The organism is Pseudoalteromonas shioyasakiensis, assembly GCF_019134595.1.
Taxonomy (GTDB): domain Bacteria; phylum Pseudomonadota; class Gammaproteobacteria; order Enterobacterales; family Alteromonadaceae; genus Pseudoalteromonas; species Pseudoalteromonas shioyasakiensis_A.
This window is the reverse complement of the sequence record NZ_CP077770.1, coordinates 3348050-3366888: the sequence shown is the minus strand read 5'-3', so window position 1 is coordinate 3366888 and position 18839 is coordinate 3348050. Positions and strand designations below refer to the sequence as shown.

Here is an 18839-nt window from a genome sequence, read left to right as displayed (position 1 = left end):
AAATTCATGAAAACTAAAAAAAATTATGCAGGCTTCACGCTTGTTGAGCTTTTAATCGTTATGGTTATTTTAGGCTTATTAGCCTCTATTGTAGCGCCAAGGATGTTTAGTAAAGTTGACTCAGCTCGAGAAGGAACTGCAAAAGCACAAATGCAAGTTTTGGCTACTGCGCTCGATTCATATCGATTAGATATAGGTTACTACCCTGAAGACCTCAATGAGTTACTAAGTAGCGATAAAAATATGTGGGATGGCCCATATTTTCCACAAAAGATACCACTTGATCCTTGGGGAAATGCTTATTTTTATTCACCAAAATCAGAAAAAAATAACTCAGAAATGTTTGTACTGAAAAGTTACGGACGTGATGGTAAACCTGGTGGTGAAGGTGAAGACGCTGATGTGGAATACTAAAGTTCAGGAATATGTTGTAGAGCATGAACTGTTAGATTCAAAAAGGCTAAAACAAGCGCTTGAATACCAATCTACAAGTAATGATTTTTTAGATGTTCTTTTGTTAAATTCAGGCTGGATTGATGAAGAGCAACTTTGTGATATGTATGCAGCTTTGCTTAAATGTTCTAAATGGCAGGGGCCTTTAGCACTTGACCATACCAATGTGAAGCAGCTAAATAACATCAATACTGAATTTTTAATCGAAAACCATCTTCTTCCTTTAGAAATTGACGATAAAACTATAAAGTTAGGTTTTGCCTCTCCTCATAATAATGATGGGTTAGATTATCTAAGATTTATTGGTTTAAATATTGAGTTTTATGCGTTAACTAAAAAAGACTTTGAACTGCTTAGTGAGCAGTTTAATGCGATTTCAGTTGAACAGCCTGAGCTAGTTGTTTCTTCTGATAACTTAGCAATGCTGAAAGAGCTAGCTCTAGGTGCGCCAACGGTAAACTTAGTGAATAGCCTCATCAACAAGGGTGTAAAACTAGGTGCATCAGACTTACATATTGAGCCAGTCGATGGAAGGTACAGAGCACGCTACCGTATCGATGGAATTTTAAAAGAAGCCGACCCAATACCACTTAGCCTGCAGTTAGCAGTAATTTCGCGTATCAAAATTTTATCTGGTATGGATATAGCTGAAAAAAGGCGTCCTCAAGATGGTAAAATCGAGATGAAAGCCGGCTCGACGGATTTAGACATTCGCTGTTCAACACTACCACTTGGGTTTGGTGAAAGTGTGGTTATGCGTTTCTTAATTAAGAATGCTGTAAAATTTGATTTAGAAAGGCTAGGTTATTCAGAAGATTTAATTAGCTTTATTAATGAAGATTTAAAGCGTACGTCCGGCGTAATTCTCATGACTGGCCCAACAGGTTCAGGTAAAACTACATCACTTTATTCATTTTTAAATAAAATGAATAAACCTGATGTGAAAATCGTGACTCTAGAAGACCCTGTTGAGTATCAATTACCAGGCATAAACCAAGTACAAGTAAATTCAGATATCGGCTTTGACTTCTCGGCAGGTTTAAGAAGTATTGTTCGTCAAGACCCCGACGTAATTATGGTTGGTGAGATCCGTGATAATGAAACTGCTAAAATTGCATTGCAATCAGCATTAACGGGTCACCTAGTATTTAGTACAGTTCATACCAATGACGCACCATCAGCCTATACCCGATTAATGGATTTAGGTATTGAAGAGTATTTGTTAAATGCAGGTTTAGTGTCAATTATGGCACAACGTCTTGCCAGAACACTTTGTACTCACTGCAAAAAACCTTTAGATCAGGAAGAGAGCCAGCTGCAATTAGAAAAGTATGGCTTACATTCGTTGAATCAAGCTGAATACGCCGGGCTGCATCAAGCGGTAGGTTGTGAACACTGTGAACATACCGGTTATGCCGGTCGAGTGGCATTTTTAGAATACTTACCATGCGATAATGATGTTAAGCGCTTAGCTAAAGATGAAAAGTTACTCGATAACTTATACCAGCTTATGGCTGATAAAAAACTCCGCAGTTTGAAACAAGATGGGATGTTAAAAGCACTTCAAGGAAAAACTACTATTGAAGAAGTGATGAGGGTAGCTGGGTGAACCAACTATTTAAGTTTAAAGCTTATACCAAAACAGGTGAGTTAACTGAAGGCGAGCTGCATGCCGAAAATGAGGCTGCAGCCATACAGGCGTTAAAAAAAGACTATAAACTTGTTGTAAAGGTATCACCTGAAAAGCAAGGCTTTAAGCGTAAGAGGGTAACCCTAGCTGATATGGAGCAGTCGACAAATCAGTTGTCTACGCTTCTTAAAAATGGTTTAAAAATTGATAAGGCGCTAATTGTTTTAGCTAAGTCGAATAGTCAATCTGCAATGGGGGCTATTTGGAATAGTGTACTTAGTGATATAAAACAAGGTGATCTGTTAAGCGACGCGTTAGGCAAAAGACCTGAAGTCTTTTCGACCTTATTTGTTGAGATGGTAAAGATTGGTGAAAGCACAGGTAACCTTCCACAAGTGTTCTCTCGGTTAAGTCAAAACCTACAATTTCAAAACGCATTACGAAGTAAAATGATTCAGGCTATTACTTACCCATTTTTCATTTTAATTGTTTGCGTGCTAGCAATTTGGGCCATTTTTAATTTTGTTATACCCAGCATGTCTTCAATGTTTGATTCTGTTGAGGATATACCAAGTTACACCCAATTTTTAATTGATGCCTCTAACTGGGTGCAAAGCTATCAAGTGCATATGCTATTAATAATTATGGCAATTGTTGTCGGTATTGTTTCAGCGCTGCGTAAGCCTACCTTAAAAGCTAAGCTACTTGAAGCAACCGTGGCATTGCCTCTTATAAAAACAATTATTAAACAATCAGACAAAATACGTTTTTCAACGGCATTGCAACTGACACTCGAAAGTGGTGTGAGTTTGTCATCTGGTTTAGAGCTTGCCGCAGAGACAGTTATTAGCCCTATTTTGAGGGATAAGCTCAGAAACAGTGTTGTTTCTGTATCTTCAGGGAGTGAGCTAAGTACAGAATTGGCAAAATTAGGGTTGTTTGATGATATTGGTATTTCACTCATTTCAGTAGGTGAAGAAAGTGGTACTTTAACTAGTTCGTTTACCGAAATATCACAACGCTCTCGTTTAAGCTTTGAGCAATGGTTAACACGCTTTACAGCAATGCTTGAGCCTCTGTTAATACTTTTCATGGGTGGTATTGTTGGTTCTGTTGTAATCACCATGTTACTGAGCATAGTGTCTATAAATGATGTATCGTTCTAAAAGCGTAGGCTTCACACTAGTAGAATTATTAATAGTGATGGTACTGATTGGCCTAGCTAGCTCTTTTGTGCTCCCAAATATGTGGCAACAACTTGAGCAAACAAAGCGCTACGGAGAGCGTAAGCAGCTAATCGAGGCTGTGAAATTTGCGAAGCAGTATAGTGTTTATAAAGGAGTAACGTTAAAAATAAACTTAAGCAACAACTCATTAGAGATCACAGATTTATCAATAAATAAAAGCCAGAACGTAAACCAAGCTGCTGAACTAGAGCAAAACGAACTGAATAATCCAAAAAATACAGCTGAAGATACTGTCTTAAAGAAAGTTACTTTCGAAACACTGACCTTTGAAAACTCGAGTTTTATTGTTAGTGCTAAAACCTACTTTAAAAAGTTAGCAATTAAAGCGACTTTCAATAACAAGAATGAAAATGAAATTTTTGAAATATAATCGCGGTATGACTCTCATCGAAGTGCTTATTGCATCGATTATTTTATTTATAGCAATCAGTGCTATGAGTTATGTTGCTCGCTCAACCTCGCTCCATGAAATGCGTTTGTCACGCCACATCGATAGAGCTCAGTTAGGTGAATTCATAAAAGACTATGTTGCCTATCAATATCAATATAATGGCTCTGATAGTGGCTCATATACTATCAATAACAGTGAGTTTACATGGCAAGTAACGGTATTAGATGAAAAACCACCATTACGAAGTATATCTAACGAAATGTCTGATTCTGATAATCAAAATACAGGTACTTTGATACTTTACGAAATTCAGGTAAAGGTCAAAAATGATGAAAAAGTCATATTGAGAGTAAAAGATGTTTATTGGAAGAATTAAGCAGCAAGGAGCTTTTACCCTCGTTGAGGTATTAATCGCGATGGTTATTTTCTCGTTAGTAATGACTCTTGCTGTAAGCAGTTATCGATATTCGATTTTAAATCTAACAAAGCAAGATAAGTCGCGCAGTGTCGATGTTTTAACAACTACCAAGCTTATAAATAACCAAATTCGAGCTTTAAAGCCGTTTTTTCACACCAATCAAGAAGGAGCTAAAACCCCTTTTTTTATAGGTGAAGAAAAGTCTATGTTGTTTATTACTGAGTCTCCCATTATCGTTTCATCGCCAATCGCAGTTGCAGCGCTAGTAATTGAAGAAAATAGGCTTGAATATTGTGAAGTACCTTTTGGCAGTTTCCCTTTGCATCAGCCTCCAGGCTCGTTCCCTTGTGACGAAAAGCTCACATATTTAGATGCTAACGAAGTAGAAATTAGTTACTTTGGTTGGAAGAATCGTTTTGAACTAGACGACTTTTACTCAGAGTATCTAAACGTAAATGTTAAGCCATCACCAAAGTGGTATAGCACCTTTGAAGGGAGTAAAAGAGGGCTTGTTCCTATGTTCGTAAAAATCGCTGGCGATAGAAACTCAGATATTATTCTACAAATTCCAGAGGTTAACCCTTACCAGCAAGGAGCAAGTAATGCGTTTGAAGGCTAAGCAGCAAGGGGTTGCTTTATTTATGGTTCTGATGATTACAGCAATTATGGCTGTAATCATGATTTATATGTCTTCGAAAGGGCAAAACAATGCACGTTTAACGGGCTTAATAAAACAAAACACAGATGCCGTTTTAGAGCTAGAATCAGTACAAGCCGAAATGGTGTTTGATTATATGACTAGCTCATTTGGTATTTTGGGACCTCGTCGAGATTTTCAAGGGCAACCCGTTTCTAATGCGATGACGCAAGACTTCAAAGGCGGCATCAAAGAACATGACAATTTCACTGTTAAAGTACAAGATATTGGAGGCTTGGTCTCTATTTTGCCCTATAACGAGAAGGACTTTTTAAACTTATTAGTCAACAATGGTTTAAGCCCAGATCTGGTTCCACGTATAAAGGATAGACTCAAAGATTGGCAAGACGTAGATGACTTAACTCGTATCGAAGGAGCAGAAAAAGGAGATTACGCCGAACCTAATCTACCAACTAACGATACTATACAGAGTGTAAAAGAGCTCGAATATATTATTGAAGATAATGAAATTTACTCGAAAATTGAGCCCTATTTAGTTCTGTATTCAGGGGATTACATTGTTCGACAATACATGCCGAATTCTTTATACTCTGCCCTTGGTCTTACGGTCCCTGATGAGCAAAATGCTTCTATGGAAGGGAGTAGTTACCCAAGTGGTCGATACAAAATAGAAATAACGTTTACTAAAAACTTGTCGATTACTAAATCGTTTACGCTACTGAGAGGGGTTGACTCCTTTCGTCCATATTTTATAACTGATGATGAGCTAATTTTTCAATAATGAAACGCCTGTTACAAAAGTTACGCTTAACTTCTTCGTTATGTCACTATAAATATCACCTAACAGCAGACCTTGAAGTTAAAAATACAGCCTATAAAAAGTCTGCAAGTATGCTGCTAACAGCATGTTTTCTTGATAGGGATTTATTTTGGGCAACAACAAGAACCTACAATAACACGAATTTGTTGCAACTGAACGCCATCATTAAAGCTGAAAAATTTCAGCTACCGCCGATGGAAGGGCATTTCAGTTGGAGCATTCAGCGCGTAACTAATAACTCAATAGAGGTAAGTTACTTTGTTGTTCCTGAGCATGTCATGAATAAAGTCCCTCGTGACTGTAAGTTGATTTTACCTTTGTTTGATAGAGTAGAAGAGCAAAGTCTATACCCTTTATCAATTCAGCATAATAATAAGCCGAGTAAGCTAAAAGCTATTGAAGATATTCAATGGATTAATTTGCCAGGGCTTTTTATCGATAAAAAGAATGCATCAGGAAAAGTAGAAAAGCTTAAAACCCGCCAATTGATTATTTCTCTTGTTAGTATTCTTAGCTTAACAGGAGTCGCATTAAGCGCTTATCTAGTATTAGCTACCAGTTACTATGAGTCTGTTAAAGAAGATCACCGAGAAAGTGTTAATCAAGTGCTTGCGTTAAAACAAGAGTTTAATAATAAGCAGCAGCAAACAACTGAGCTGGTTAAGTTTTTAAATGAAAATCCTAACGTGTTAGATGTATTTAGTCGCTTAGGTATTTCTTCAAATGATATTTTTATTGAACGGTTGAACATTATCAACACGGGTTTTCGTATGAGTGGCTCTTCTAGTAGCTCAGCAACAAAACTACTAGAACAGCTAATCCAGTCTCCTTCGGTTGATGAGGCTAAATTCACTAGACCAGTAACTAAAAATAGCTTAGATGAAGAGGTATTTTCGATTGAGGTGGTATTGAAATGAACAAGGATGCTATTTCAATAAAAACGGTTGGGTTAAGCTTAATTGCTTTATTACTATCTTTAGAGTTTATTTTTTTTCCATGGTTAGACTGGTTAGATAACAAAAAACAGGAATTAAATAGCGTTAAAGCGTTCGTTAACAAACAACAGCGAGCACTCGACTCAAAAGACAACATAGAAAATTACCTTGAAGAATTTAATAAGCATCTTGGCGAATTTGATAAAATCCCTACGCTTGAGAAAAACCAAGATCCATCTTTATTTTGGTTAAATGCTGTTGATTCGGTAATAGCCAAGTATGAGGTCAGTATTGACAATAAAGCTCCTCAACGCGAAGTGAAGATAAATGATACGTACGCTGTTTACACGGGCAGGTTAAATCTGTCGGGTGATGGAAACTTAATTCTCAACTTACTTTTTGAGCTTGAAAATATTGAGTATGGCAATCGCGTAAGACAAATTTCAATGTTCCGAGATAAAGCTAAGCCAGATCTAATTAGAGCCAACATTGAATTTTTACGAGTGTATAAAAAACAATGAAAAATATTTTAATTTTAATCTTGGTGGTACTTGGTATTTTATTTTGGGCCGGAGACTTTCTTCTTGATAACCCATCAAGCTCAGATAAATCAAAAGATGAGCCATTGCCTGTCATTACAAAGAATATAAGCGCAAAGCAATTCGATGTGAAGGGGTTTGCTGACATCTTGGGGATTAATTTTTCGCGTATTCAAGATGAACAAGAAGAAGCCTTGCCAGATGTTTTTGATGTTACAGTTTCTTTAATCTCTATTCATACCTCAGGCGGCTTCGCAAAAGCGAGATTGAGAATTAAAGGTGAAAATAATAAAGAAACTGTGGTTGACGCTGTTAAAGGTGATACATTTCATTCTTTAGAACTAAAGTCGATAATGTCGACAGGCGTTGAGTTAATAAATAACGAAAAAGAGTACTTGTTAAAAATGTATAAGCCACAGGTCATTAATATCACAAGGACTGAGAACGTAGAGGAAGTTTCAAATGAAAAGTAGTCCATATAAAAGCACGCTTTTACTTGCACTAGCGTTAGCCGTGTCTGGATGTGTTCAAACTGGTGGACTGCAAGGAAAGGATCTAAAGGTTGAAAGATCTATCCTAAAACAAGACCTAACCAAAAATGAATCTCAGCCAGAAGTTGCCGAAAGTGATGAGACTCCAAATAGCTTTAATGCTGTTAAAGTACAAGATTTAGGCGGCATCTCAAAATTAAAAGAAGATGCGAAAAAGCCACCTGAACTAACTGGTGAGCCGATTACGTTTGCTGCTGATGAAATCTCAGTAAAAGAGTTCACAAGTCGTGTATTTGACGAACTTTTAAATTTAAATTATGTGGTGGCTCCGCAGCTAGCTGCCTCTAATGACAAAATTACCTTAAATATTTCTTCACCAATAGAGCGCTCTGAATTTTACAAAGTAGTTGTGAAAACGCTTGAAGAAAGCGCTATTCAGACACTTCGTAAAGACGACATCATTTATTTATCTAAAGTGACTGGTAGCTCGCAGAAAAACTCAATTGGCATTGGTATAGGCGGTGAAGCGACAGATGTGCCAGATATGGCTGGTGCTATCACTCAAATTGTTCCTTATGTATATAGCGGCAGTCGAAATATTTCCAGCATAATGGGTAAACTTTCAACGGCGGCAATTACCGTACAATCGCAACAAAAGCTCATTATTGTTGAAGGTGATCGTGCTGAGATTCTAAGAGCTTTAAGAATCATTAAAATGCTTGATGTACCAAGAGCGTATGGCCGCGAAATTCGTCTTGTTGAGTTTGCACATATTTCACCAATTGAAGGTATCGAGCAAATACGTGAATTGCTTGCAGAAGATGGCATGCTTGTTTCAACTGATGGTGATGTATCGTTTGTGCCAATTCCTAGAATCAATGCATTTGTTGCATATGCTGCAAATGAAGATATCGTAAATCGTATTATCTTTTGGGCGAATAAAATTGATGTGCCGATTGCCGGTGATGAAAGGCAATATTTTGTATATAAACCAAAATATGCAAAGGCAGAAACTATGCTCGAATCGATCAGTAGTTTATTACTCGGTGGTTCAAATAGAAGTGCAACAACGAATCAAGATCAAGGGAGTGCTGAGCAAGGAAATAGGGGGCGTAAGACCTCTGTTGATGCAGGTCCAATGCGTTTTAGTTTAGATCGCCAACAAAATGCACTAATTTTTTATACCACCAATGATGAGTATCGTTTGGTTGAGTCTTTACTCAAAAAAATGGATGTTTTACCTGGCCAGGTTATTTTAGATGTAACCATTCTTGAAGTTAATTTAAGTGATGATATGTCTTCTGGAATTGACTGGGTTTATAACTCGTTAAGTGATGACAGCGACAGCACCCTATTAAACCTTGCAAGCAGTGGCTCAATTTCGTCAACCATTATTAAAGGCGACTGGCAAGCTAAATTAAATTGGAGTAACAGTAAAGGTAACACGCGCGTTTTATCAAGACCCTACATGATCGTAAGAGACGGTGAGTCTGCAACAATTACGTCGGGTGATCAGGTACCAATTGTAACTCAAACGGTAGAAGATATTGGCGACAACAACTCTGTTGCAAACTCTATTCAATATCGCTCTACGGGCGTAAATGTAGCAATAACACCGATTATTAACTCTCAGGGGGTTATTTCATTGAGTGTGGCTATGTCAGTAAGTAATGCGCAGCCAAATGATACAAGTGGTGCAGATACACCGGTTATTACAAACAGAGCTATTTCAACTGAAATTTTATCGGCTGATGGCCAAACTGTAGCCTTAGGCGGTCTTATTCAAGAAACAAAATCTGATAACAACAATGGTGTACCATTATTAAGTAGCTTACCTGTATTAGGTGGTTTATTTTCAAGCAAGAGCGATTCAAATAGCCGTACAGAGCTAGTGATGTTAATTACAACTAAGGTTGTTAATGACTCGAGTGAAGTTGATGAGTTTAGCGAAGCAATGTCAAAGCTTTACAGCACTCCAATTACAATTAAGTAAAGGTATATGAAATTACTACTGGTTGGAAATCATACCTGCGGTAACCGGGGTGATGGCGCAATACTTAGGGGTTTAATAGCTGAACTTGTTAAGCAACACCCTGATATTAAAATTGACATTTATAGCCGCTTCCCAATTAGCTCAAGTTTTTTACTTGGGCAAACTTTAGTCATGGATCCTTTGGATCATTATCATGATACTCAAGCGAATGGTTTAGTGGCTCGAGTTTGGAAAAAATATAGCCGTCGATTCTTAGGTTACTTTTTAGCTAGAAAATTAAATAAGCCAAGCTCAAAAAGTTTGCCTGAGCATATTTCTCAGCAGCTAGACGTAATTTCACACTATGATGCAGTTATTCAGGTCGGCGGTTCATTTTTTGTTGACCTTTATGGCCCTGCTCAGTTCGAGCATGCGTTGTGTACTTTATTGGCCAAAAAGAAGCTATTTTTACTAGGCCATTCAGTGGGTCCATTCCATAGTAAGAAATACACAGAACTGGCTGACAGAGTATTTTCTCGTGTCGATGAACTAGCATTAAGAGAAAACCTTAGCTTGAACTACATGAAGCAGGCTGGTATTTCCGATCTAAAAGTGTCTGAAGGAGCTGATACTGCATGGGTTGTTCCTAATCAGCCTGTTATGCTCCCTAACCACTTAACAGCACTTACTCAAGCAGCTCCAACCATTGCTATTACATTGCGTGAATTAGCCCCTTTTGATAAGCGTTTAGGTGTTACACAGAAGCAATATGAAGAGCACTTTGCACAATTAATTGATAATTTAATCAATGATGGCTACAAAATAGTGCTGTGCTCAACTTGTACTGGGATAGGCGGTTATCATCGTGATGATCGTATGACAGCGCTAAAAGTTCAAAGTTTGGTGCGTAACAAGTCAAGTTGTCACGTTATTATGGATGAGCTGAATGACGTAGAGTTAGGTTCTTTTCTAGGTTTATGTACCTTAACGATCGGAACTCGTTTACACAGCGCGATTATTTCAATGAACTTCGGTACGCCTGCGATTGCCTTGAACTATGAGCACAAGTCAAAAGGCATAATGGCTCAATTGGACTTACCAGAGCTCTCAAAAGATGTGACTTCATTATTCAGTGATGAATTGCTAACTTCAGTCAGACATCTACTTGCTAATTTAGATGATGCTGAAAGTAAAATGGCGCAACAAGTAGAAGTTGAGCGCCAAAAAGTAAGAGATATGGTCACACGAGTACTTCAAAAAATTGAGCGCGACTAATGAAAGTCACATTTTTCTTAAACCAATTCCCCGTAGCATCAGAAACATTTGTCATAAATCAGATTATTGGCTTAATAAATAGAGGGGTAAATGTCCACATATTGGCAATTGGTCGAGGAGATTTGACTAATAGTCATAAGGCAGTTAATGACTATAAACTTATTGAAAAAACGACATATTTAACAACAGAATCTGTTACCGATAGTAGACTTAAAACTCGCTTAAAAAGAATTGTAACTTTACTTTGGCCACAGCAAGTAAGTAAAAAGTTAGCGTCTTTAAATATCGCTCGTTTTGGTATACATAGCAAGTCATTACTATTGCCAAGCATTATAACTAGAGCTACACAGCGCTTTGACTCTGACATATTTATAGCTCACTTTGGGACTGCAGCTGTTGTCGCAAACAAAATGCGAGAGCTTGGGCTAGTAAAAGGTAAATTGGTTACAGTGTTTCATGGTGCCGATATCTCAGTAAAAGCCACTTTAGATGTTTTCAAACATGATTATGAAAACCTCTTCAAAACTGGTGAGTTAATGTTACCTATTAGTGAGCTGTGGAAAAATAAGCTTATTTCGTTAGGTTGTCAGCATCATAAAATCACCGTAAACCGCATGGGGATTAACAGTGAGCAATTTAAGTGCAGAGAATTAGGTAAACCTATTTGTAAGCCATTAAAAATTATCAGCGTAGCCCGTTTCATCGAGAAGAAAGGTTTGGCTGATGCGCTAGATGCAATGGCGGAGTTAAAAAAACGCAGCGTTGCTTTTGAATATCAAATTGTGGGTGATGGTGATTTAAAACCACAGATTGTTCAGCAAATTGATCAGCTTCAGCTTTCTAATAGCGTAAAACTGCTGGGTTTTCAGCCGCAAGAGAAAATAGCACAACTGCTAAACGACGCCGACGTATTTTTATTGCCATCGGTTGTCGCTGAAAACGGCGATATGGAAGGTATTCCTGTTGCATTAATGGAAGCGATGGCAATGGGCTTAATCACCATATCGACTTATCATAGCGGTATACCTGAGCTTATTTCGAACAATGAAAGTGGTTTACTTGCTCAAGAGCATGCTCCATTAGAGCTTGCTGACTCAATAGAAAGACTCGCCAATGGTCAAATAGACATTGTAAGAATGAGAGCAACAGCCAAAGAAAAAGTTGAGCAGAGCTTTGAGCAGTCCAAGCTATATACTCAACTACTGGATATTCTGGTCAAATTAAATGAGCACTAAACAGCAAGGCATTTGGTTACTTGCTTCATCAGCAATTGCCGGCGCAGTACAGTTTTCTGTTTTTGCTATGCTAGCTTACTACACCAACCCAGAAGTGATAGGTGTACTGGCAATAATCAATGTGTTTTTAGCGATTGCCTATCTTGTACAAGATATGGGATTGTCTAACTATTTCATCTACAAACAAGCTTTAACTCGTTCAGAAAGCTCGGCATTGTACTATACAAACGTATTTTTAGGGGCTGGTGCTGGCGGGCTAATTGCGTTAATTGCTTTACCAGTTGCAAATTTTTATGAGTCAAAAGATATAGCCGAAAGCTTATACATAATGGCGTTTAACTTTGTTCTGTTAGGCCTAAGCGCACAATATCAAGCCAACTTTATAAAGTCAGAAATGAACGTTGCTTTGGCAAAAATAGATATAGCGACGAAGCTATGTTTATTACTTTTTACCTTTGGATTTATAAAAATAGGCATACCGAGCATTTTCCCTTACCTGTATGCATTTTTAGCTACTAACAGCCTAAGATATTTGCTGTTCTTAACTTTTGCCGAGAAATCATGGCACCCAAGTTATAAAGTTGACTTTGCAATCGTAAAGCCTGCACTTGCATTTGGAGGCTATCAAATGGGCTCGCAAATTTTGAACCAAGTCCGTGCGCAGCTTGATCAGCTTATTATTGGTAAATTAATGGGGGTTGAGGTTCTAGGTCTGTACTCATTTGCAAAAGAATTACTTATGCAGCCTATTAAATTTATCCGTATTCTTATTGCTAGGCTGGTTTATCCAAAACTTGCCAAACAACAAACACAGTTTAAAGAGTTTTATTCGACGTTTAATCGCTCCATGCGGACTCTTAGTGCTATGAACAGTGTAATGTATTTATTGTTCTTAGGTTCTCTTACCGTTGTTATTCAGTTTTATTTTGAGCAATACCAGCAGTCAATTCCAATCTTGTATGGTTTATTTATCGTTGGCTGCCTTGCCCCATTTGGCTCCTTGTTAGGCATAGCTGCGCAAGCCAAAGGTAATACAAAAATAGAGTTTAAGTGGAATCTTCTCTCATCATCAATCAGTATTTGTGTATTGTTAATATTGACCCAGTTGCAAAGCATTAGCCTGTTTGCATTTGGTGTGGCAGCACTGCAAATGAGCATGACCGCAAGTGCACTATTCTTCTTTAGTATAAGCGATCCTGATATACCTAAAAGAACATATCTACTTATGTTTACTACCAACGTGCTTATTTATCTAATAATTAACTTTTTCTATCATTTTATATAATTGAGCCTAGTAATAGACTCAATTAGGTAAAAATATAATTATTCGATAGGCTGTATAGTTAGTTCAGAGCGCTTATCTTCATTGACCAAGTTACTTAGGTATAAAACTATCTTATCTGCATAATTTGTGACTGACAGGCGAATATCTTGTGCTGAACTTGGCTGCAAAAGTTCACTAGTCCAATTAAGGCCATTAAGTTCTCGTCTTGCTACAAAAGCACCCTCATCTTTTACTGCGTAATAAATCGCTACAGCTAATTGATCAACTGAAATATCCAATGTAGCAGAAGTGATGCTATCACTTGTTGAGAAAGCAATCTCAGGCTCACTCCATTGACCTTCCACCCAGCGGGTAAAGCGAACCTGATGCTGAGTTTCAGTAATTGTCCTATAGGCTATACATGGTGAACAATAATTATCATCAACGATTAATTTTGCAGTTTGAATGAATGTACCACTATAAGGGATGGAATCTTCATAAACTAAGTTTGGAATAGTATGCCTTGACGCCAAAGATATTGGTGTTGAAAGTAGTGAACCGTCTGCTGCATAGAAAGAGCGATCACTTTCATGATAAGTTATGTAGCTGCCATAGTACCTCTTAGCATCGGTTGTTTTTAAAGACCATTGCCATAAAATATGCACAATTCCTTGTGAGTCTACATAAACATCATCAGGGTAAACGGGAGCATTAAAGCCTTGTAAGCGTTGAGTGTTTTCAGCAAAAGTGCCCGCCTTACTCCATTTTTTTAGATTGTGCTCCCATAAATATAACTCTCCAGCGCCTTCATAATTCACTGAATCATCACCTGGGTTTATATTGGGTAGGTTTCTTAAAACTAAGTAAATATCACCGCTAGGTGAGGTATCAGCGATTGGGTAAGTAAATCTACCTCTGCCTTTAAAATCATTTTGTAGTGCAAGTTTATCGTGAGAGTCTGAATTATTAAAATAGCAGCAACCATCTTTGTCATTATGCATATCAGCCCAAAGATGAATAACATCATTACCATCCACAGCAATGGTAGGTTGCTTGTGTCCATTGTTATCGCATTTGTTCCATAAATACTTGCTTGTTTGAGCGCTTAAATATTGCCAGCTTTGCTGTTCGCTTTTATATGCAACAGTAATATGGTGTGTACTATTATCTTCACAGTGAGAGCTCTCTGGCCCTAAGCTATTGAACGCCACGAACAACGTTTTATCATTACTAGTAATGGGCTTCCACCATCCTGCTCTATTCGACTCGTCTATGGTAAATATGGTCTCATTATCATTTATCCTTGTTTCAGGAATAAGTGTTAAAGGCGAAGGTGGGGTTGTGACTTCTTGGTTCTCAACTTTTTGAGTGTCTTGCTCTTGAGTTTTACTGTTGCATCCGAACAGAAACATAAAGAGTGTTATAAGGAAAAAAGCGCTTTTAAAATTAAGCATTGGGGTATCCTTCGGAGAAATACTTTTATTGAACAAGCTAGTAAAGTATCTGATGTAATAAACGTTATATTGTAAACGTAATGGGGACTGTAGGGAATGGGACGTTTTTTGGCAAGCATACTGACAGTTAAAAGCTAGCTTGCCAACGAGTTTAAATATGAATTGCTTATTTTTGTGGTGTCGTTATTTCAGGCCTTGAAGAATCACTTAAAAGTCTAGATTGCCTCTTAATTAAAGTATTAATATAAGAAGATAAAGAAATAACAAAGCAAGACCACAAAGCGGAGCGGTAAGCATCGATTGGCGTGCCTGTAAAAGAATATAACGATGCAGCAAAAAAGGTCATATGACAGCCAACACTAAGCTGGAACATTTGAAAGTTCAATAAACCTTTACGGTATAACTTGTTTGCATTAATACAAACAGAAAGAGAATAACTATAGAAAATAACAATAATAGATATAAATGCTATTAGCCCAAATAAACCGTATCTAAACAGATAATCTAAATAGGTATTTTCAATTATGAGCCCCTCTAATGCTAAAGGAGAGCCTTTATACCAATAGGTAAAACCTTCATTTAAGGCAATGATTGTTTGCTTTGTACGTGTTGAGGTCGAGCCATCCATTTTACCTTGTAGCAGGTAACTCAGAAAGCGTGTGACATAATCTAGGTTGATTTCAAAATAAATAACAAAGACGATAAATAGTACCAGCAAGGTAAACATACTAATTAAAATCTTAGTTGCTATTCCTAATCGTAAGATGACAGATAAAAAAGTGAAGTAAAATGCGATAATAATAGTCGCTAAATAACCTGTTTTTGATTGTGATAAAAATATTGCTAAAAAAGCACACGCAATGAAGGTAAGAGCTATTAGCTTATTTTTACCAAAGAATGCTTCGATAATATATACCGACAAGAAAAAGGTTAAGAAATAACAGGTTATATAAACCCAATCAAATGTACCTGGAGCACGAAAACCAAAACCTTCGTAAACTTTTTTTGAGTTAAAAAGCATTAATACATCAATGTCGCCCAACACAATCTGTAGCAGAATAAAAATAAGCTGCATTACAAAGATGATAGTCAGTGCCTTTTTTATTTTATCGCTATTTATGGCATCAAAATGACTGGTAAATAATGAGTAGAAAAAAACCACAAACAAAAAGAGTAAAAAGGGCTTTACCAGTACTGAAATATGGAAAAATGAAAAGTTGGGCACACTAAAACAAAATGTTATTAGCATGGCAACAATAGGGAATAAGTACACATAAGCCGTACTCGGTACTTTGATCGTTGTTCTTGTAGCAAGTGTCACAATCAGGAAATAGCCTAGCATGATAAAAAAGTATACTTTTTGGACGGTATGATCATCTAAAGCAGGAATAATATAGGTAGGCCAATAACACAGCATAAAAACAGTGGATAAAGTTAGCCACTGAGCTGAGTTGATCAACGTTTTACTTTTTTGTTGCATGTTGCCTGATCATCGTTTTGAGGTAAGAAAAAATAAATTTAGGGTACACCTTAAGAACTCTGTCGCGAACATGCTTATGCATAACGATACGCTGAAGCCACCTTAAGCCAAACTTCTTTACTAAAGGGTGGTAATAATCGGGTTTGATTGATGTTTGTGTTAAAAAACCGCCACAAGTAATGATAACTACAGGAGATGTTAAGTGTTCTTTCAAGAAAATAGAGAAGCGTTCCTGATAAGGGGTACCCATACCAACTAATACAACTTCAACTTGCAGCTCATTTAACTCGTTAGCAATCTTTTGATTATCATCAATATACCCGTTACGATTGAAAACAACGTTTAAATTTGGATACTGCTTTTTTAGCACTTCAACCGCTAATGTATTCTCTTCTTCAGTCGCGCCTATGATAGCAATACGCTTGCCACTTGCCGCTACAGACTCTAAAAAAGTACCTGCTATTGAGCTATAGTCGAAACTTGCACGGGTAATTTTTGGAAGAAACAAATTGTGCAAACGACACAGTAGCGAGCCATCAGAGAAGTAGTAATCAACCCCATTTATTAGATCGTCATCTTGTGCCACTTCATAATATGAAAACGGGTTTAGAAAAGATATGACAATCTTATTTTCGGCTGCAAAAGCTTCAGCACTCGTTTGGTCAAAAATCTCACCTGAGTTTAGCTTTTTATTCAATTTGTTATTCATAATAATGATTTAAATAGATTATGGTAATGAGAAGCTGCTGCTTCTAATGAAAAACAATCCACATTTGGCGAGGGTAACTTAGGGGCTTTATTCAACTCGAGGGCAACTATCTTTTCTGCGAATGTATCAACATCTAAGAACTCGACTAAGTAGCCAAGTTGACCTTGTCCTGTAAGCTCTTTAGGCCCATAACGACAATCAAAGGCAACAATCGGTGTATCTAAATAAGCAGCTTCAACTAAAACAGTTGGCATTCCTTCCCAGCGTGAAGGTAAAAGTATACCTTTTGCATGTGCGATATATTTATACGGGTTATCGGTTGTTCCATGTAATAAAATGGTATCGGCTAAATCAGATTGAGCAATTTGATGTTTTAACTTTCTCTCATCGGGGCCATTACCAATAATGATGACTTTAAGAGAAGGAGTTGCCTGCTTAGCTTGTGTTACTGCTTTAATTAAAAGGTCGTAACCCTTTTGGAAGTGCAACCGGCCAACACACACAAAATAATCTTCATATTCTACATCTTCAGCAGCTAGCTTTTTGATATGTTGATCGAGAACTGGGTTATAAATACAGAGACCCTTATCTGCACCAATTACTTTAAGTTGTTGCAAGTTGTTTAAAATTCCCTCAGAAACACAGATGACTTTATCTAAAGTTCTGAACAGTATTGATGCACCAACTCGGCGGAATAGATTCTTAAATGCACTTTGATCTGGAAGATTTATAGGTACATGTTGTACAGCTACTTTCGGGGTAGAAGAAGAGAGCATCAAACCGTAACGAGAAAGCCCGCCTTTGGTGAAAACAACAAGATCTGGCTGCAATTGCGCACAAATATTTTTAAATCGGAGGAGCCTACTGCGCCCCCCTAAGGTAAAAACAGGGCCAAGCTGGTGAAAAGTATCTTTGAGATCACCCTGATCGTATTCACAAATGATAGTGATAGTATACCCGTAGTGGTTGTTTAAAGCAGAGATCAGCTTTTCGGAGACACGTTCGACGCCACCAAGAGTAAAGTCTTCTAAAACAAAAGCGATATGCATCAGTCGCTATTTCCCTAAAAGAACTTTGATGTTGTGTAAGACAGAGTATTTGTAAATATCACAATGCGACTTTATTAATAATCTTAATGGGACCCATTTGCCTAAAATAATAGCCTTCCAGCAGAGCATTGCGTTTTTTTGCTTTGTTGACATTACATGCGCATGTTTAGCAAAAAACTGTTGAAAGCCGATTAAGCGGTTCGATGAACGTGTAATACTAACGCTACTTTGCTCTTCGTACTGAAGGTATGTTGCTTTTTCTAGCTTTAAACCTGTTCCGAATTTCTGAAAAAATCGTAGCCAAGTGTCATAATCCTGCCACGCTTTAAAAGAAACGTCAAAACCATTTATAGCTCTTATGTCTGAAGTCTTACAGAACAATTGATTACCAACTTTATTAACGACTAATAAGTCTTCAAAAGAGAGTTTACCTATAAAATAGTTATGTGCTGTCTGTTTTTCATTTTTGCAAACAATGACTGGTGTACAAAGAGAACTGTATTCATCGCTCCAATTCGCAATGAAGTAGGATAGGCGTTCAGGCGTAAATTCATCATCATCGTCTAAACCTGTAATAAATTCTCCTTTAGCAGCTTCGATAGCAAGATTACGTGCAGCACATGCACCTAAAGAGGTTTCATTATGAAAAACAACAATGCGAGAGTCAGTCTGAGCCAAATCATCTAAATACACTTTAGTATCATCAGATGAACCGTCATTTACAATAATTAGCTGCCAATTCACATAGTCTTGGTTCAAGACACTCATCACAGCTCTTTTTAAACACTTAATTCGGTTTTGTGTTGGCATATAAATAGT

Annotated in this window: 19 protein-coding genes; 14 read left to right on the top strand and 5 right to left on the bottom strand. The window is 37.4% G+C overall.

What is annotated here, in order from left to right:
- The first annotated feature begins 6 nt into the window (after positions 1 to 6).
- The 14 genes from gspG to KQP93_RS15480 all read left to right on the top strand — a co-directional run bounded on the left by gspG (position 7) and on the right by KQP93_RS15480 (position 13349).
- Positions 7 to 414 (top strand): type II secretion system major pseudopilin GspG, encoded by a 408-nt coding sequence (gene gspG / locus KQP93_RS15545; protein WP_217875137.1) that lies wholly within the window; start codon positions 7 to 9, stop codon positions 412 to 414.
- Entirely contained in the window at positions 401 to 2062 is a 1662-nt protein-coding gene (locus tag KQP93_RS15540; RefSeq protein WP_217875136.1) for a GspE/PulE family protein, read from the top strand. The genes gspG and KQP93_RS15540 overlap by 14 nt, the downstream gene beginning before the upstream one ends.
- Positions 2059 to 3249, top strand: coding sequence for a type II secretion system F family protein (locus KQP93_RS15535; protein ID WP_217875135.1), 1191 nt, complete (start codon positions 2059 to 2061; stop codon positions 3247 to 3249). The genes KQP93_RS15540 and KQP93_RS15535 overlap by 4 nt, the downstream gene beginning before the upstream one ends.
- The gene (locus tag KQP93_RS15530; RefSeq protein WP_217875134.1) at positions 3233 to 3700 is read left to right on the top strand and encodes a prepilin-type N-terminal cleavage/methylation domain-containing protein; all 468 of its coding nucleotides are present in this window, start codon (positions 3233 to 3235) and stop codon (positions 3698 to 3700) included. The genes KQP93_RS15535 and KQP93_RS15530 overlap by 17 nt, the downstream gene beginning before the upstream one ends.
- On the top strand, positions 3681 to 4097 hold the full coding sequence (locus KQP93_RS15525) for a prepilin-type N-terminal cleavage/methylation domain-containing protein (RefSeq protein WP_217875133.1): 417 nt from the start codon (positions 3681 to 3683) through the stop codon (positions 4095 to 4097). Before KQP93_RS15530 ends, KQP93_RS15525 begins: the two co-directional genes overlap by 20 nt.
- Complete coding sequence (locus KQP93_RS15520) at positions 4078 to 4758, top strand: PulJ/GspJ family protein (protein ID WP_217875132.1); 681 nt, start codon at positions 4078 to 4080, stop codon at positions 4756 to 4758. Before KQP93_RS15525 ends, KQP93_RS15520 begins: the two co-directional genes overlap by 20 nt.
- Positions 4742 to 5578 carry a general secretion pathway protein GspK gene (locus KQP93_RS15515; RefSeq protein WP_217875131.1) on the top strand — a complete coding sequence of 279 codons (837 nt, stop codon included), beginning with the start codon at positions 4742 to 4744 and terminating at the stop codon, positions 5576 to 5578. Before KQP93_RS15520 ends, KQP93_RS15515 begins: the two co-directional genes overlap by 17 nt.
- Positions 5578 to 6534, top strand: a complete 957-nt coding sequence (locus tag KQP93_RS15510) for a hypothetical protein (RefSeq protein ID WP_217875130.1) — start codon at positions 5578 to 5580, stop codon at positions 6532 to 6534. The genes KQP93_RS15515 and KQP93_RS15510 overlap by 1 nt, the downstream gene beginning before the upstream one ends.
- On the top strand, positions 6531 to 7073 hold the full coding sequence (locus tag KQP93_RS15505) for a hypothetical protein (protein ID WP_217875129.1): 543 nt from the start codon (positions 6531 to 6533) through the stop codon (positions 7071 to 7073). The genes KQP93_RS15510 and KQP93_RS15505 overlap by 4 nt, the downstream gene beginning before the upstream one ends.
- The gene (locus tag KQP93_RS15500; protein WP_217875128.1) at positions 7070 to 7564 is read left to right on the top strand and encodes a hypothetical protein; all 495 of its coding nucleotides are present in this window, start codon (positions 7070 to 7072) and stop codon (positions 7562 to 7564) included. The genes KQP93_RS15505 and KQP93_RS15500 overlap by 4 nt, the downstream gene beginning before the upstream one ends.
- On the top strand, positions 7554 to 9575 hold the full coding sequence (locus tag KQP93_RS15495) for a secretin N-terminal domain-containing protein (RefSeq protein ID WP_217875127.1): 2022 nt from the start codon (positions 7554 to 7556) through the stop codon (positions 9573 to 9575). The genes KQP93_RS15500 and KQP93_RS15495 overlap by 11 nt, the downstream gene beginning before the upstream one ends.
- Before the next feature lie 6 nt (positions 9576 to 9581).
- Positions 9582 to 10829 (top strand): colanic acid biosynthesis pyruvyl transferase WcaK, encoded by a 1248-nt coding sequence (gene wcaK / locus KQP93_RS15490; RefSeq protein ID WP_217875126.1) that lies wholly within the window; start codon positions 9582 to 9584, stop codon positions 10827 to 10829.
- A gap of 122 nt (positions 10830 to 10951) precedes the next feature.
- Positions 10952 to 12064 carry a glycosyltransferase gene (locus tag KQP93_RS15485; protein ID WP_217875125.1) on the top strand — a complete coding sequence of 371 codons (1113 nt, stop codon included), beginning with the start codon at positions 10952 to 10954 and terminating at the stop codon, positions 12062 to 12064.
- Positions 12054 to 13349, top strand: coding sequence for an oligosaccharide flippase family protein (locus KQP93_RS15480; RefSeq protein ID WP_217875124.1), 1296 nt, complete (start codon positions 12054 to 12056; stop codon positions 13347 to 13349). Before KQP93_RS15485 ends, KQP93_RS15480 begins: the two co-directional genes overlap by 11 nt.
- 38 nt (positions 13350 to 13387) lie before the next feature.
- Here the strand turns inward: KQP93_RS15480 and KQP93_RS15475 are convergent, their stop codons facing one another.
- The 5 genes from KQP93_RS15475 to KQP93_RS15455 all read right to left on the bottom strand — a co-directional run bounded on the left by KQP93_RS15475 (position 13388) and on the right by KQP93_RS15455 (position 18788).
- Positions 13388 to 14782, bottom strand: coding sequence for a BNR-4 repeat-containing protein (locus KQP93_RS15475; RefSeq protein WP_217875123.1), 1395 nt, complete (start codon positions 14780 to 14782; stop codon positions 13388 to 13390).
- A gap of 166 nt (positions 14783 to 14948) precedes the next feature.
- Positions 14949 to 16262: an O-antigen ligase family protein gene (locus KQP93_RS15470; RefSeq protein ID WP_217875122.1), complete on the bottom strand. Its 1314-nt coding sequence runs from the start codon at positions 16260 to 16262 to the stop codon at positions 14949 to 14951.
- Positions 16246 to 16959 (bottom strand): WecB/TagA/CpsF family glycosyltransferase, encoded by a 714-nt coding sequence (locus KQP93_RS15465; protein WP_217875121.1) that lies wholly within the window; start codon positions 16957 to 16959, stop codon positions 16246 to 16248. Before KQP93_RS15465 ends, KQP93_RS15470 begins: the two co-directional genes overlap by 17 nt.
- Before the next feature lie 8 nt (positions 16960 to 16967).
- The gene (locus KQP93_RS15460; RefSeq protein WP_217875120.1) at positions 16968 to 18020 is read right to left on the bottom strand and encodes a glycosyltransferase; all 1053 of its coding nucleotides are present in this window, start codon (positions 18018 to 18020) and stop codon (positions 16968 to 16970) included.
- 6 nt (positions 18021 to 18026) lie between these two features.
- Positions 18027 to 18788, bottom strand: coding sequence for a glycosyltransferase (locus tag KQP93_RS15455; protein ID WP_217875119.1), 762 nt, complete (start codon positions 18786 to 18788; stop codon positions 18027 to 18029).
- Positions 18789 to 18839: the final 51 nt, after the last annotated feature.

Coding starts and splice junctions, on each gene's coding strand:
- gspG (WP_217875137.1), top strand. CDS start 7: ATGAAAACTAAAAAAAATTATGCAGGCTTCACGCTTGTTGAGCTTTTA.
- KQP93_RS15540 (WP_217875136.1), top strand. CDS start 401: ATGTGGAATACTAAAGTTCAGGAATATGTTGTAGAGCATGAACTGTTA.
- KQP93_RS15530 (WP_217875134.1), top strand. CDS start 3,233: ATGATGTATCGTTCTAAAAGCGTAGGCTTCACACTAGTAGAATTATTA.
- KQP93_RS15525 (WP_217875133.1), top strand. CDS start 3,681: ATGAAATTTTTGAAATATAATCGCGGTATGACTCTCATCGAAGTGCTT.
- KQP93_RS15520 (WP_217875132.1), top strand. CDS start 4,078: ATGTTTATTGGAAGAATTAAGCAGCAAGGAGCTTTTACCCTCGTTGAG.
- KQP93_RS15515 (WP_217875131.1), top strand. CDS start 4,742: ATGCGTTTGAAGGCTAAGCAGCAAGGGGTTGCTTTATTTATGGTTCTG.
- KQP93_RS15510 (WP_217875130.1), top strand. CDS start 5,578: ATGAAACGCCTGTTACAAAAGTTACGCTTAACTTCTTCGTTATGTCAC.
- KQP93_RS15505 (WP_217875129.1), top strand. CDS start 6,531: ATGAACAAGGATGCTATTTCAATAAAAACGGTTGGGTTAAGCTTAATT.
- KQP93_RS15500 (WP_217875128.1), top strand. CDS start 7,070: ATGAAAAATATTTTAATTTTAATCTTGGTGGTACTTGGTATTTTATTT.
- KQP93_RS15495 (WP_217875127.1), top strand. CDS start 7,554: ATGAAAAGTAGTCCATATAAAAGCACGCTTTTACTTGCACTAGCGTTA.
- wcaK (WP_217875126.1), top strand. CDS start 9,582: ATGAAATTACTACTGGTTGGAAATCATACCTGCGGTAACCGGGGTGAT.
- KQP93_RS15480 (WP_217875124.1), top strand. CDS start 12,054: ATGAGCACTAAACAGCAAGGCATTTGGTTACTTGCTTCATCAGCAATT.
- KQP93_RS15475 (WP_217875123.1), bottom strand. CDS start 14,782: ATGCTTAATTTTAAAAGCGCTTTTTTCCTTATAACACTCTTTATGTTT.
- KQP93_RS15470 (WP_217875122.1), bottom strand. CDS start 16,262: ATGCAACAAAAAAGTAAAACGTTGATCAACTCAGCTCAGTGGCTAACT.
- KQP93_RS15460 (WP_217875120.1), bottom strand. CDS start 18,020: ATGCATATCGCTTTTGTTTTAGAAGACTTTACTCTTGGTGGCGTCGAA.
- KQP93_RS15455 (WP_217875119.1), bottom strand. CDS start 18,788: ATGAGTGTCTTGAACCAAGACTATGTGAATTGGCAGCTAATTATTGTA.